General features: G+C 26.3%; 13 protein-coding genes. 11 read left to right on the plus strand and 2 right to left on the minus strand.

Going from position 1 to position 15,309, the window contains the following annotated elements; all coding sequences use genetic code 11:
• Position 1: 1 nt before the first annotated feature.
• Positions 2-886 (minus strand): DMT family transporter, encoded by an 885-nt coding sequence (locus tag CRV02_RS01290; protein ID WP_129088822.1) that lies wholly within the window; start codon positions 884-886, stop codon positions 2-4.
• A gap of 90 nt (positions 887-976) precedes the next feature.
• Here CRV02_RS01290 and murA point away from each other — a divergent pair, with 90 nt between their 5' ends.
• The 11 genes from murA (at position 977) to CRV02_RS01345 (ending at position 11,903) form a co-directional block, all read left to right on the plus strand.
• Complete coding sequence (murA, locus tag CRV02_RS01295) at positions 977-2,242, plus strand: UDP-N-acetylglucosamine 1-carboxyvinyltransferase (protein ID WP_129088823.1); 1,266 nt, start codon at positions 977-979, stop codon at positions 2,240-2,242.
• 15 nt (positions 2,243-2,257) lie between these two features.
• On the plus strand, positions 2,258-3,355 hold the full coding sequence (locus CRV02_RS01300) for a DUF5644 domain-containing protein (protein WP_129088824.1): 1,098 nt from the start codon (positions 2,258-2,260) through the stop codon (positions 3,353-3,355).
• 9 nt (positions 3,356-3,364) lie between these two features.
• Positions 3,365-3,985, plus strand: a complete 621-nt coding sequence (locus CRV02_RS01305) for an HNH endonuclease (protein WP_129088825.1) — start codon at positions 3,365-3,367, stop codon at positions 3,983-3,985.
• Between the two features lie 210 nt (positions 3,986-4,195).
• Positions 4,196-4,651: a hypothetical protein gene (locus tag CRV02_RS01310; RefSeq protein WP_129088826.1), complete on the plus strand. Its 456-nt coding sequence runs from the start codon at positions 4,196-4,198 to the stop codon at positions 4,649-4,651.
• A gap of 1 nt (position 4,652) precedes the next feature.
• On the plus strand, positions 4,653-5,318 hold the full coding sequence (locus CRV02_RS01315; RefSeq protein WP_129088827.1) for a response regulator transcription factor: 666 nt from the start codon (positions 4,653-4,655) through the stop codon (positions 5,316-5,318).
• Positions 5,311-6,522, plus strand: coding sequence for an ATP-binding protein (locus tag CRV02_RS01320; RefSeq protein ID WP_129088828.1), 1,212 nt, complete (start codon positions 5,311-5,313; stop codon positions 6,520-6,522). The genes CRV02_RS01315 and CRV02_RS01320 overlap by 8 nt, the downstream gene beginning before the upstream one ends.
• A complete protein-coding gene (locus CRV02_RS01325) occupies positions 6,519-7,877 on the plus strand; it encodes an MFS transporter (protein ID WP_129088829.1) in 1,359 nt (452 codons plus the stop codon). The genes CRV02_RS01320 and CRV02_RS01325 overlap by 4 nt, the downstream gene beginning before the upstream one ends.
• A gap of 9 nt (positions 7,878-7,886) precedes the next feature.
• The gene (locus CRV02_RS01330) at positions 7,887-8,165 is read left to right on the plus strand and encodes a hypothetical protein (protein WP_129088830.1); all 279 of its coding nucleotides are present in this window, start codon (positions 7,887-7,889) and stop codon (positions 8,163-8,165) included.
• Positions 8,166-8,225: 60 nt separating this feature from the next.
• Entirely contained in the window at positions 8,226-8,996 is a 771-nt protein-coding gene (locus CRV02_RS01335) for a HupE/UreJ family protein (RefSeq protein WP_129088831.1), read from the plus strand.
• Positions 8,997-9,009: 13 nt separating this feature from the next.
• Entirely contained in the window at positions 9,010-9,330 is a 321-nt protein-coding gene (locus tag CRV02_RS01340) for a DUF6488 family protein (protein WP_129088832.1), read from the plus strand.
• Between the two features lie 185 nt (positions 9,331-9,515).
• The gene (locus CRV02_RS01345) at positions 9,516-11,903 is read left to right on the plus strand and encodes a methyl-accepting chemotaxis protein (RefSeq protein WP_129088833.1); all 2,388 of its coding nucleotides are present in this window, start codon (positions 9,516-9,518) and stop codon (positions 11,901-11,903) included.
• A gap of 28 nt (positions 11,904-11,931) precedes the next feature.
• Here the strand turns inward: CRV02_RS01345 and CRV02_RS01350 are convergent, their stop codons facing one another.
• Positions 11,932-15,276 (minus strand): diguanylate cyclase, encoded by a 3,345-nt coding sequence (locus CRV02_RS01350; RefSeq protein WP_129088834.1) that lies wholly within the window; start codon positions 15,274-15,276, stop codon positions 11,932-11,934.
• Positions 15,277-15,309 lie beyond the last annotated feature (33 nt).

A 15,309-nucleotide genomic window follows, 5' to 3' on the forward strand; every position in this document is an offset into this window, starting at 1 on the left:
ACTAATCCTTTTTTGAAGAGACTAAAATGCCACTAATCACTATTAAAATTATACCTAATATTATCAAAATACTAGGAAATTTATCACCTAAAAGAAGTCCTATTAAAATACTAAAGGCAATATTTGAATAAGATATTGTACCAATTATTCCAGCTTTTGCAACTGAATAAGCTTTTGTCATATAAATTTGTGCTAAAGTTGAAACTAATCCTAATAAAATTATATATAGCCAATCATCAGTTTGAGGCATTACAAACCTACCAAAAATATAGTCATATTTCTCATTTACATAAAATTCAGAAATTCCCATTAATATAACTGGTCCAATTGTTCCAATTAACATAAAAGATAAAACAATAGTTCTACTATCATAATATTTTCTTAACTCCCTAATTGAAGTATATGCTAAAGCAGCACCAACCCCTGATAAAATTCCTAACCAGTCTGTTTTTTCTAAAGAACTTCCATCAAAACCAGTAATAAATAAAATTCCAATAAAACCTATAAATACACCAAGCCATCCTCTAAAAGCTAATCTTTCTTTTACGAAAATAAATGCAAAAATAGCTGTAAATATTGTAGATGTTTTAGAAAAAGTCATAGCTTCACCCAGTGGAATATTTGCAATATTATAAAAGAAAAACAGTAAAGCAGAAAAACCAATAGCACCTCTAAAAATTAAAAGAAAAGGTTTTCCACCCTCCTGAACCAAAGGTTTTTTATAAATAGAAATAAGTATTAAAATTACTCCAAATACATTTCTAAAAAATACAACTTCTATTGAAGTCATTGAATCACTTAACTCTTTTGCAAATGCGCCCATACAAGCGAACATAAAAGAAGCGAAAAGCATATACTTAATTCCCAAAGAGACATTATTTGTCATTTAGTATCCTCTATTAAAAAGCGAATTTTATTAACTTTTAGATAAAATATCAACATTTACATAAATATCGAAGACTTTATTAGGAAACAAATGGAATATTTAAAAATTATCGGTCAAAATCCTCTTCAAGGTGAAGTAAATATCTCAGGTGCAAAAAATGCAGCTTTACCTCTAATCGCATCAACAATCTTAGCTAAAAATGAAGTAAATATATGCAATATGCCAGATGTTGTTGATATTAATACACTTTTAAAACTTATTGATAAACTTGGTGGAAGTTTTGTAAAAGCAGATGAATGTATCAAAATTGATACTTCAAAACTACATAACACAACTGCAACTTATGATATCGTTAAAACAATGAGAGCTTCAATCTTAGTTTTAGGTCCTATCTTAGCTAGATTTGGTCATTGTGAAGTTTCACTTCCAGGTGGTTGTGCTATTGGTCAAAGACCTGTTGATTTACACTTAAAAGCCTTAGAAGCAATGGGTGCAAATATTGAAATCAAACACGGATATATTGAAGCAACTGCTCCCAAAGGACTTAAAGGAGCTAAAATTGTATTTGACAAAGTAACAGTTGGTGGAACAGAAAATACAGTTATGGCAGCAGCGTTAGCAGATGGTGTTACTACAATTATCAATGCAGCAAAAGAGCCAGAAGTTGTTCAGCTTTGTGAAGTTATTGCAAATGCTGGTGTTAAAATTGAAGGAATTGGAACTTCAAAACTTGTAATTCATGGTACAAATAAAAAGTTACTAGAATTTAAAGACTTTGATGTTATCCCAGATAGAATTGAAGCAGGAACATATATGTGTGCCGCTGCTATTTCTAATACTAAATTAAAAATCAACAAAGTAATTCCTTTACATCTTGAAGCTGTTATTTCAAAACTAGAAGAGATGAATTTTGAAATTATTCAAGATGAAACTTCTGTTACAGTTATGCCAACAGATGAAATTAAACCTGTAAATATTGTAACTACAGAGTATCCTGGTTTCCCTACTGATATGCAAGCACAATTTATGGCACTTGCAACTCAAGCAAATGGAACAAGTAGTATTGATGAAAGACTATTTGAAAATAGATTTATGCACGTTAGTGAACTTCTAAGACTTGGTGCAGATATTCATCTAAATGGAAATATTGCAACAATCAATGGACAAACTGGACAATTAAATGGTACAGATGTTATGGCTACAGATTTAAGAGCTTCATCAGCATTAGTATTATGTGCATTAGTTGCTAAGGGGGAAACTTCAATTCACAGAATCTATCACCTTGATAGAGGATATGAAGATTTAGAAGGGAAACTTAGTAAAATAGGTGCTACAGTTAGTAGACACAAAGAGTAGTCACAAGGTTTAAAAATGACACTAGAATTAGCAATATTTAGATTTGATGCCAAATCTGATTATTTACCCTATTACAAAAAGCATTTTATAAAAATAAAAGAGCAAAAAACTTTACTAGATATCTTTAATGAGATAAATGAAGATGAGCCTTTTGATTATGAAGCTTGCGAAAACTTTGGTGTTGTAGTAAATAAAAAATACACAACACTTGAAGTTAATATACAAAAACTTGTTGAAACTTTTGGAAAAGATTTAACAATTGAGCCTTTATCAATTAGAAGAGCTAACAAAGATTTTATGATTGATGAGAGTGACTTCACTGAAAAGCTTGATATTCTTAAAGAGTTTATAAATGAAGAAGAAAGAACAGAGTATTTAAATAACAAATTATACTTTTATGCTTCAAATACACTAAACTTTCAATATGATTATATTGGTGATGCAATTATCTTACTTGCTCACAAACTTATTGAAAAAAATCCAAATAACAAACAAAAAATTCTTGAAGAACTTGAAAATCAAGATTACTCTGTGGAGTATCATACAAGTTTAGAAAATAGATTACTAGAATTTGATGAAACAATTGAAGAAAAAATCAATCAAATAAAAAATGAGTTAGGACTTGTTAAAAGTATTGAAGAGCAAAACTTTTGTTTAGACAAAAACTCAAGTGTAAAGTTTCATGATTATGATTTCAACTCTGTTATAAAACATGATTTCCATGACTTTAACCTTGCTTACTATTATGGTAGAAATAAAGACACTGAGGTTGAAAAGTTTTTAGAAAAACTAAATGCAAAAGTGATAAAACTTGAAAATGAAAATATTGATTTAAATCTTGAAACTTTCCATATCAATCAAAACCTTACTATAAAACTTGCTGCAACTATAATGCTTGAGGCTTTTGATGCAGGAGCAGATTTACTAATTGTTGATAGTATTGAAGTATTCAAACTATTTGATACAAATAGAGCAAGTCTAAGTAAAGCTGTTGGAAGAGAAGTAATTATTCCAGTACTTCATAAAAGTGAGCTTTTCAATTTAAGTTTTAATGAGCATGAAAAAATCAAAAAAGATTTAACAAAACATGAAATTGATCCAGAGATAATATAAAGAGTAAAAATGGTTTTAGATTTAAAATATATACTTATTGGATTTTTAATTATTGCTTCGATAATTCCTTTATACTTTTATAGAGAAGCTATTTATAGAAGACTATATAAAAAAGGAAGTACTAAAGCCTTTATGAAAGATTGTGAAATTTATTTAGTTTCAAATCATCCAAAAATTCCTTTTGATTTTAATATTGAAGAAAAATATCAAGATGAAAAAGATATTAGAATAAAAGAGACGTTAATTGTTGAAGACTTTGTAAACCAATACTTAGAGTATGAATATGAACTAACAACTCAAAGTTCACTTCCTAAAGAGAGTCTTTGGGGAGGATATGAATCTAACTCTAGACTTGTAAAAGACAATAAAAGACCAACTGACTGGGCAAGAAGAAAAGAAGCTGCTTGGAATAGAGATAATGGTAAATGCAATAGATGTGGAACAAAAACAAAACTTGTTGATTCACAAGCTCTTTTAGCAAAACAGATGAAAGATGGTGGAGGTTTCAATCTAGAAAACATTGTTATTCTTTGTTCTGATTGTGCAAAAGTAATTAAATCAGAAAACAAACAAAGAACAGCAAAAGATTTAAATCTTACATATAAACTTATGAAAAAAGTAGAAGGTTAAACCTCTACTTATACTTTTTTGTCAAAAGTTAATAATTCTCTAACAACAATTTGCTCATTTTCTTAATTTATATATCCTCTAAAATTGAACCCTTAAAGAAAGAATTACAAATTCTCAAACTTTTGCTATGTTAATCTTTGTTTAGCTTCAGTTGATAAAATGGTAATATTCAAAAGATATACTTTCATCAAATCAATATAAGGATATAAAATGAAAAGTATATTTCCAAAACTAGTATTAGTTCTTTGTTTATCAGTTTCAATGTATTCACAAGAAAAAACTGCTGATGATTTAATTAAGTCAATGAAAAAAGCAGATATTACTTATGCTCAGCTTATGACAGGAATGTCAGAGGCTTTAAATAACATCCAAAGTGGTATAATTGGAATGAATAGTATGTTAGCAGAAAGAGGTATTAACTTTATTAGAACTCACCCTGCTCCAAAACAAAAACCATGGGTTATTATGTCAAAAGAGGATAGAGAGTCATTTAAATCAACTCTTTTATATTTTGATAAAAAGATGGATGAAGATGTTCTTGTAATTGAAAATGCAATAATAAGAAAAGATTGGGATTTAGCATTAAAAGGCTTAAATACTTTTGAGAATACATGCATGGCATGTCATAACTCTTGGAAAAATAAAGTAAAATATATAATGGAATAAAATGATAACGCTACTTTTAGTTGAAGATGATTTAGAATTTGCAGAACTTATAAAAAATTTTTTAGCAAGTAGAAGTATTGAAACTTTTATTTGTGATGATCCATTTAAAGCATTAGTTTTAAATTTAAAAGATTATGACTTAGTACTTCTTGATTTAGGACTTCCAGGAATTGATGGTCTTGAAGTTTGTAAAGAGTTTAGAAAAAAAAGTTCAATACCAATTATTATTTCTACAGCTAGAGGTAGTGTATCAGATAAAATTTTAGGCCTGCAACTAGGGGCAGATGATTATCTTCCTAAACCTTATGACCCTGATGAGCTATATGCAAGGATTATTAGTTTACTCAGAAGAACAAAGGGAGAACTTGAAAAGAAAAAAGAGATAAAAAGAGCTTTTACGATTGATGAAACATTAAGAGATATAAGATATAAAGATATAAATCTTAATTTAACTGAGGCTCAATATGAAATCTTTTCAGTACTCATAAAAAACTATCAGGCTATTATTTCAAGAGAGCAAATTATTAACTCTTGCCCTTCAATTCAATCAACTGAAGGTAAATCATTAGAAGTAATAATTAGTAAAATAAGACAAAAAATTAAAGAACATTCTTCTTCTAAACATATTATATCTCTTAGAGGAAAAGGATATAGAGTTGTTGAATAAAATCAAAAAGTCATTAGTTCTTCAAACATCATTTTTATTTTTTATATCATTTTTAGTAATTATACTTCTATGGATATTTTTCTATTTTCAACAAAAATATCAACATCAAGAATATGATATATCAAGATATTTTAATACTGCTAGCTCATTACAGCCACTTCTATATAAAGATCAGCAAATAAACAACGAAGATCTAAAAGTATTTGCAATGAAAATATCAAATGTTAAATATTCAAGTTACTATGATGTAATTTTAAAAAAAGGAGATAAAAATAAAGGCTTCATTGTTATTTCTTATAAAAGTAAACGACTAATTTATATTTACAATAAACAAAAAGATATAATGATTGAAGATATTTCAACACATAAAAGTATGGTTATAATACACCTAGTATTTATTCTTCTTTTAATAACTCAAGGACTTTTATATATTAAATTACAGAAGTCTCTTTCCCCTTTAACATCATTACATAAAAAATTAAAAAAATTAAAAATAGGAGATTTATCACCTTTAAAAATTGATTCACATTATGAAGAAATTAAACAAATGATTAAATCTTACAATGATTCAATTTCAAAGATTGAATATATGTTAGAACTTCGTGAAATGTTTAATAAGATTTTTATGCATGAAATGAAAATGCCTTTAGCAAAAGGAATGTTTTATTTAAAACAAGAACCATCAAATGATACACATGCCAAGTTAAATAATATTTTGCATGGATTAAATAAAGAATTAGATGATTTTTTTCAAATAGAAACATTAATTTCAAACCAAAATAAAATTATAAAAGAAACTCATAATATAAAAGACTTACTTATTTTAGCAAAAAAGAGAGCACATATAGAAGAGAATCATGTAGTTTTAAAAAATATTGAAGATAAAACTATAGAAGGAGACAAAGAGTTTTTAGTTTTATGTTTTAAAAATTTACTTGACAATGCAATAAAGTATTCATTTGATAATAAAGTGATAGTAGATGGAAACCATGGAGTCACATTTGAAAATAAAGCTGATGAATTACCAGTAGATATTTCTCAAGATATTAAAAAATGGAAAATTGATAAAAATAAAAGACATAAAAGCTCAACAGGTTATGGCTTTGGATTATTTATTATCAAAAATATAATATCAATTCATAATATGAAATTAATATATACATATGACAACAACAAAAAAATAGTTAGGTTGCAGATAAAATGATTCATTCTCCTTTTTCAAATAGTACCTATATTAAATTATTTTTAGCACAAGTAATATCTCTTATTGGTACAGGTGTAACAACCATTGCCCTTGCTTTATTAGCTTGGGAATTAGCTAAAGATGAAGCAGGACAAGTATTGGGAATTGCACTATCTTTAAAAATGCTTGCATATGTCTTTTTCACACCTATAATAACAGCTTATGTATACAAACTACCAAGAAGAATATGGTTAGTAATCTTGGATATCATAAGAGCTACAATTGTTTTATATTTGCCATTTGTAACTCAAGTATGGGAAATATATTTACTTTTATTTTTAATAAATCTATGTTCTTCAGGCTTCACACCAGTATATCAAGCAACTATTTCAGATATTATTAAAGATGAGTTAGCCTATAAAAAGGCACTTTCTTACTCAAGATTAGCATATGATTTAGAACAATTATTAAGTCCATCTTTTGCAGCAGTTTTATTATTATTTATTTCTTTTTCAACTATATTTATTTTAAATTCAATAACTTTTATAATATCAGCTATTTTAATATTTATATGTACTATTCCAAATATTAAGAGAATACCACTTCAAACCACAATTAAAGAAAGAGTTTTTTTTGGAGTAAGTGCATATTTGAAAACACCGAGGTTAAAAGCCTTATTTTTCTTATATATGAGTGTTTCTCTTGCAAGTGCAATGATGATTACAAATACAGTTGTATATGTAGGAGAGTATTTACAAAGAACAGAAAGCTCTGTTGCTATAGCAATGGCTTTCTCTGGTTTCGGTTCAATGTTGGTTGCATTAATACTACCAAAATTTCTAAATAAGATTCAACTTAGAATAATTGTATTATTTGGTTCACTTATTTTAGTAATAGGATTATTTTTAGCTTCGTTTAATTTAAGTTGGCAATATTTTTTAATTTTGTGGTTTATTCTTGGAGTTGGCTTATCTTTAATTCAAGTTCCTGCTGGACTTCTTATTCGCATTTCATGCAAAGAGGAAGATTCTATTAATTACTTTTCAGCAAACTTCTCTTTGTCTCATCTATGTTGGATGTTTTCCTATATTATCGCAGGTGTATTAGGAGTTAAATTTGGTTTAGAAAATACTTTCTTATTGTTTTCCTTTTTAGCACTTATATCTACACTTATTGCTTATAAGATATACCCTAATCCTGATGAATTAGAAATTGAACATACACATGAAGAAATAACCCATAGTCATAATTTTATTAATGATAAACATCACAATAAAAAAAATTTTTCTGAAAAGACAAATGAGCATATACATAAAAAAGTTACTCATACACATAAATATGTAATTGATTATCATCATAAAGAATGGCCTGTATAAGGAATGATTTTGAAAAAAGTATTATTAGTTTTATTTTTTATTTTTTCAATATTTTCATCTATAGATATAAGAATACCATCAAATATAAGTCACGCACATACTCATATTAATAATATGGGAATAGAGCATATTCATGTGCACTCTCATATTGAAGTTCCTAATACTTTATTTATTGAAAATACTCACTTTAAAGAAACTTTGTCATTAAAAATACTGGAAGTTGAAAATACTCATAATCTTAATTCTAAACATATAACAAATTTAATCTTTCGCCCTCCTATCTTATAAGTCCTACCTCATAACTTTTATACATTTTTACATATTTTAAATTATTAAGGACGAATATAAATGAAAAAACTATTTGTATTAGTATTTATGCTAATTTTTACGTCATTTGCTTTTGCACACGGAATTTCAGAAGCAGATAAAGCTGCCATGTTAAATGGTAGTAACTTACAATACATTTGGCTTGGTGCCACACATATGTTAACTGGATATGACCACTTACTATTTTTATTTGGGGTTATTTTCTTTTTAACGAATACAAAAGATATTATAAGGTTTGTGACAATATTTACTATTGGTCACTCAATTACACTTATTTTTGCAACTTTTATAGGAATAAAAATCAATTATTACATCATTGATGCTGTAATTGCACTAAGTGTTATATATAAAGCCTTTGACAATAACAAAGGATTTCAATCTTATTTTGGCATGAAAAAATCACCAAGTATTTTAATTATGGTTTTAATCTTTGGTCTTATTCATGGATTTGGATTATCAACAAGATTACAACAACTTCCTTTAGGTGAACAAGGGATGGAAATGTTCTTAAGAATTATCTCATTTAATGTGGGAGTTGAATTAGGACAAATTCTAGCACTTATTGGAATGTTGATTGTTTTAAATGCTTTGAGAAAACTAAAAGAGTTCAATAGATATAGCAAGATATCGAACCACTTTTTAATGTTCTTAGGTTTCTTACTACTTTTAATGCAACTTCATGGATACATTCACACTCAAAGTGCAGATGAATTAGAGTTTCCCAAAAAAACACATATGCATATCCATGAAGATATGGAAATTGAAAAAATGAATAAATACGAATTAAATTAATAAAAGGAAAATTATGAATAAAAGAATTAAAACCGTTGTAATTTCGTTACTTCTTACATTTGGATTATCAAATCTTTATGCAGGGGCAGGCCATTCACATGAAGTTAGTCAAAAAAAAATTGAAATAAATGCCCAAAAAGCCTTAGATAATTATTTAATAAACTCAAAAATTGATAAATCATGGTCTAATGCAAAACTTATCTCATCTAAAAAAAATGGAAAAGAGTGGATAGTAACTTTTAAAAATAAAAAAATAAAAAACAATTCGAAACAAGAGTTAAATTTTTATTTAACAAGTTACGGGAAAATTAAAGGAGCTAATTATAAAAAGTAAGTAGAAGAATCTCTTCTACTTACTAATACATTATTGATTATTACTATAAATTGGTGTATATTTTATTTCTCTCATTTAATTAAAATTATATGATTCCTTAACTTTTAAAGTTGAATAATTTTATAATTTATTAGAAATTATGTAAGATATATATATAATTGATTAACAAAAATAAAGGCTTCACCATGCTAAATAGATTAAGTTTTGGTAATAAATTATTATTACAAGTTTTAGGAACAACTTTTATTGTCCTTGGAATAACTATTTTTTTCATAGGGAAATATACTTATGAAACATCAGAAAATGATGCAAAAATATTTGTTCAAGAATTAGCTGCAAAGAATGCTTCTAAAATAAAAGCTGAAGTTGATGAGTCAATTGCAATATCTAAAATGATGGCATTTAAATATACTAATGCACTAAAAACGCAAACTCCTTTAAAAGAAGAAGAAGTTATTGAATTTATATCTGATATATTAAAAGACAACTCTTTTATTGTTGGTTTCTGGTTTAAGATAAAAGAGAAAGAATTATTCTTTAAATCTGGCGATCCTCAAGATGAAAGAAAATGGTATGATAAAACTGGTCAGTTTAATCCATATATTGCTAGGGCTGGTTCAAAAATTGTTATCAATCCAGGAAGTATTTATGGAGAAAATTTAGAATGGGTAAAAGGACCAAAAGAAAAGGGTTCTACATATATAACTAAACCTTACATGTATCCAGTTGATGGAGTTGAAGTTCTAATGTCAACTGTTGCAATTCCAATGTATCATAATGGAGAATTTATAGGTACTATTGGAATTGATATTACAATGGATACCTTTTCTGAAATGGCAAAAGAAATAAAAGTATATGAAAATGGATATACTTTTATTATAGACCACCATAAATATATTATTGGACATCCTCAAAACGATATTGTAGGGAAAAATATTAAAGATATAAGAAAAGACGATGTAGATTTTGAAACAGCGTTATCTAATTCTTCAAATTCTAAAAATTATAACTTTTATCAAACATCAACATTTTCAGACAAAGAATCTTTCTATTATACCCATTCTTTTAAATTAAAAAATAATGACAACTGGACATTTTTTGTTAGTGCACCAGTTGAAGAGTTTTTATCTCATGCAAATTTTATGATTTATTTTTCATTAATTGCAGGTACAATTGCTATACTTTTAATTGCTTTAGCAATTTTTATTTCGGTAAGAAAACTTAATTATAATCTTAATTCAATTAGTGCTGGGCTAAATGATTTCTTTAAATATCTTAACAAAGAAACAAATAATCCTAAACAGATAACTTTAAAATCTCAAGACGAATTTGGTGCAATGGCTAAAAGTATAAATGGAAATGTTGAGTCTATTAAATTAGGAATAGAACAAGACAATGCATTAATAGAAGATGTGAAACAAATTGTGAACTATGTAGGACAGGGCTTTTTAGAAAAAAGAATAGATAAATCAACTAAAACAGAGTCATTAAATGAATTAAAAAATTTATTAAATGACATGCTAAATAATTTAGAGTCTACGATAGGAAAAGATTTAAATAAACTTAGTGAAACATTATCAAAATATATGCAAAGAGACTTTACAGCTAAATTAGATGCAAATTCAGCAGGAAAAATTGGTAATGAAATTATTGAAATGAATAGAATTATCACACATATGCTTCTTGATAATCAAAGAGATGGATTAATGCTTCAAGAGAGTGCAAATGATTTAAGTGTAAATATGAAAACATTAAGTAATAATGCAACGTCACAAGCTGCTTCATTGGAAGAAACAGCAGCATCTATTGATGAGATTACTAGTAATATTCAACATACATCTCAAAAAGCGCAAGAGATGTTATCTATTTCAAATAATACAAAAAGCTCTGCAAGTGAGGGGAAAAATCTTGCAGATCAAACAGCAAAAGCTATGGAAGAGATAAACGATACTGTAGTTAATATTAATGAAGCTATCTCTGTGATTGATCAAATTGCATTTCAAACAAATATTCTTTCTTTAAATGCTGCCGTAGAAGCAGCAACAGCTGGAGAAGCAGGAAAAGGTTTTGCAGTAGTTGCAGCAGAAGTCAGAAATCTAGCAAATAGATCAGCAGAAGCAGCTAAAGAAATTAAAGAATTAGTTGAAAATGCCACTGCAAGAGCAGATAATGGTAAAAATATTAGTAGTAAAATGATAGAAGGTTTTACATCATTAGAAGAAAAAATTGTTGAAACAAGTAAGTTAATTGATGATGTTACTAATGCTGCAAAAGAACAAAGTATTGGAATGAATCAAATTGCAGATGCAGTAAGTCAATTAGATAAATTTACACAAGAAAATGCATCTGTAGCAGATAAAACAAATTCAATTGCACAAGAAACAAATAATATTGCAATTGATGTTGTTCAAAATGTTAATAAAAATAAATTTGATGGACAAGAATCAAAGAAAAGTTCACAAAAAGTAAAAGAAACTTCTACAGCAAAAACTATACAAAATAATAATAATAATAATAATAGCAGTAAAGCATTTATGTCAGAATCAAACTCTGATGAATGGGAAAGTTTTTAGACTTTCTCACTCATTAAATATAAAAAATTTAAGTACCAGTACTATAAAGTATAACTTGATTTCTTCCTTTTTCTTTAGCTTCATATAACGCCAAATCAGCAAAGTTATAAACACTTTCTTCATCAGATAAATTATTTCCTATATCACTATATAAACCAACTGAAACTGTTATATATTTTGAAACTTTACTAAAAGAGTGTTCTATATTAAGATTTTCTATTCTTTTATTTAAAATTGAAGCAAACTTAATTGCATTCTCTTTTGAATGAGGTTTAAATATTACAGCAAACTCTTCTCCTCCAATTCTAAATGTGAAATCCGTACTTCTTTTACAAATTGTTTTTAACTCTTTACCAATAGATGATAATACATGATCTCCTTTTTGATGACCATAATTATCATTATATTGTTTAAAAAAATCTACATCAAAAATAATTAATGCAAAAGCATAATTATCTCTTTTTGCTCTATTTAATTCTTGATGTAATATTTGATTAAAATATCGTCTGTTGTATAATCCTGTAAGCTCATCTGTAATAGATATCTTTTCTATTTTTTTCTTATCTGATATATCATGCCGAACTGACATAAAACTATCTATTTTATTACTAGTATTAAGTACAGGTTCTACATTTATTTCTACCCAATAAAAAGTTCCATCTTTCTTCTTATTTTTTATTTCACCATTCCATCTTTTTCCACTTTTAATTGTGTCCCACATTTCTTTGAAAAGACTATCAGGCATATCTTCATGCCTAACTATATTATGATTTTTTCCTAAGATTTCTTCTTTTTTGTAACCACTTATTTTGCAAAATGCTTTTGATGCATATGTTATATTCCCTTCTAGGTCTGTTGTTGAAGTTAATACATGTTCATCAACTATCTTTATATATCTTTTCATTTTATTATTAATTACTTTTATTTGCCTATTTTTATATATAACAATTAAAATAATAATAAGAATAATAAAAACACCTATTAATAACTTTTTAATATCAATATTTCTTTCATATTTTACGGTATTCCATTTGTTATAAATATTTTCTCTTTCATCTTTTGGAATTGATTTTAAAACTTTATTAATAATACCAAGTAAAGAAGTATTATCTTTTTTTATTGCTAATGAATATTCTACTATCTCATTAAGATTTGCAGATACCTTAAAATCTAATTCATGATTTTTTTGTACTTGATAGCCTAATTCAGGTAGAGTTCCTAATAAGCCATACAGTTTATTATTACTTATAAGTGTTAAAGCTAAATCACTTGAAGATACTTCTTTAAATTTCACTTGCGGATACTTTAATTTAAGGCTATCAATGTCAATACTATTTTTTACATATCCAATAACTCTATTATTTAATGTTTTAAAAGAAGAAATATAAGGTTCATCAGACTTTGTTGCAATAGCTAAAGGAAAAGATAAAAATTTTTTAGAAAATAGATATGGGCTATTTCTTTGCTTTATCATTAAGGAAATAACATCACAGGATTTATTAAAGTCATGGATATTTTTTGAATTTATAATATTAAACTTTAAATCAGTATTTTTTTCAAATATTTTAATAAACTCTGAACTTATTCCAATAAGTTGATTATCTTTTATTTTTTCAATGGGCATTCTATTATCATTCAAACAATAATTAATTTTATTCTTTCTTTTTAAGTACTCATATTCACTTCTTGAAAAATCAATACTATTAATATAAGCCTTATCTAACCATTTCTTTTTTAAAGAAATTATATTATTATCAGAAATAGAAGTATTTGCTTTTTCTAAAATACTTTTTAATAATATATTATCTTTTTTTACACCAACATATAAAGGTGTGATAGAAGGTATATTATCTAAACCATCTATTTTAAAAGTTTTTACATTACTTATCCACTTATTATTAATATGGTATTCAAGAATTGTTAATTCATCAATTACAGCATCAACTTTTCTTTCAGAAACTAATTTTACTGCATCTTCAATTGTTTTTGTTGTAATTAATTGAATACTAGGAAACTCTTTTCTTATAATAGGTTCAAGGAATGAATTATCTAATATTGATAATTTTTTCTCTGATAAATCTTTTAAACTTTTAATACTTGAATTATTAGGAACAGCAATAGCTGACTGGTATACAATAGGAGTAAAGCTTGTAAAATCTACATACTTTAATCTTTCTTCATTTATGGCAATGTGAGGGATAAGATCTATTTCTTTTTTATGAAGCATTTCAATTAATTCATTCCATGGCTTTGTAATAAACTCAACTTTTAAATTAAGTGACATTGCTAAAAGATTAAAATAATCAATGATATATCCTTTAGGTTTGCCATTTATATTATAGTTATAAGGAGGAAAAGACTTTAAATTTGCAACTTTTAGTACTTTTTTTTCAGATAAATAGTCTTTCTCTTCTTTAGTTAATTTTGAATTTATATCTGATATAAAATCTTCAAATATGAAATTTTTTATATTAGGTATTTCATTTAACAAATTTTGTTTTTTGTATAAATCAGTAATATATTTAATTCTTCCTTTATCAAATGTACCTAAAGGAATAATATCTTTGGAAATCATTTTTTCTATTGCATTTGCTTCATATCTTAAATGTTTAAGTGATTTTCTTTTTGTGTACTTATTATATATAAGGTTAATAATCTCTTCTTTATTACTTAAAGCATAGTGCCAACCTTTGAGAGAAGCCTCTTTAAATTTTTTAACTCTATCAGGATGATTTAATGCTTCTTTTTCACTAGTAAATAACATATCTCCATACAAATCAAATCCATAATGAGCAGGGTTAATTATATTAATATCTATACCTTTTTCTAAAAAATAAAAAGGTTCATTTGATATATATCCTACCATCAAATCAGTTTCGCTATTTATTAATTTCAAATAATCTTTTTTTTCTCGTTCTCTAGTTAGCTTTATATTTTTAATTTCAAAATTTTTTAACATTGATAGAATTGACAACCCATCAGTATCATTAGAATAAAATAAAAGTTCTTTATCTTCTAAATCGAATAAAGAGTTGATTCTACTTTCTTTTAATGAAATTAAAATATTTGGAGAATGTTGAAAGATAGGAGAAACAATAACAACTGGTTCTTTTTTTGCTTTATAAAGCATAAGAACTGAATCTGCCACTCCATAGTTTGCTTCTCCATTTATAACTTGTTCTATGTTATTATATTTTAAATCTCTTTCTTTTATTTCTACATCTAAACCTAAGTCAGAATAAAAACCTTTTTCTTTTGCTGCATAGTATCCTGCAAACTGAAATTGATGAAACCACTTAAGTTGAAGATTAACTTTTTCATTTGCAAATAATATATTTGATATAAAAAAAACTAAAAATACTATTTTTATCATAAGTAGTCCTTTTCAAATGGAGGATAAGTTATT

The organism is Arcobacter sp. CECT 8989, from assembly GCF_004116715.1.
GTDB lineage: Bacteria > Campylobacterota > Campylobacteria > Campylobacterales > Arcobacteraceae > Halarcobacter.

Bases quoted from the DNA above. Each gene is read 5' to 3' on its own strand.
- CRV02_RS01315 (WP_129088827.1), top strand. From the start codon at position 4,653: ATGATAACGCTACTTTTAGTTGAAGATGATTTAGAATTTGCAGAACTT.
- CRV02_RS01345 (WP_129088833.1), top strand. From the start codon at position 9,516: ATGCTAAATAGATTAAGTTTTGGTAATAAATTATTATTACAAGTTTTA.
- CRV02_RS01305 (WP_129088825.1), top strand. From the start codon at position 3,365: ATGGTTTTAGATTTAAAATATATACTTATTGGATTTTTAATTATTGCT.
- CRV02_RS01300 (WP_129088824.1), top strand. From the start codon at position 2,258: ATGACACTAGAATTAGCAATATTTAGATTTGATGCCAAATCTGATTAT.
- CRV02_RS01290 (WP_129088822.1), bottom strand. From the start codon at position 886: ATGACAAATAATGTCTCTTTGGGAATTAAGTATATGCTTTTCGCTTCT.
- CRV02_RS01350 (WP_129088834.1), bottom strand. From the start codon at position 15,276: ATGATAAAAATAGTATTTTTAGTTTTTTTTATATCAAATATATTATTT.
- murA (WP_129088823.1), top strand. From the start codon at position 977: ATGGAATATTTAAAAATTATCGGTCAAAATCCTCTTCAAGGTGAAGTA.
- CRV02_RS01340 (WP_129088832.1), top strand. From the start codon at position 9,010: ATGAATAAAAGAATTAAAACCGTTGTAATTTCGTTACTTCTTACATTT.
- CRV02_RS01310 (WP_129088826.1), top strand. From the start codon at position 4,196: ATGAAAAGTATATTTCCAAAACTAGTATTAGTTCTTTGTTTATCAGTT.
- CRV02_RS01325 (WP_129088829.1), top strand. From the start codon at position 6,519: ATGATTCATTCTCCTTTTTCAAATAGTACCTATATTAAATTATTTTTA.
- CRV02_RS01335 (WP_129088831.1), top strand. From the start codon at position 8,226: ATGAAAAAACTATTTGTATTAGTATTTATGCTAATTTTTACGTCATTT.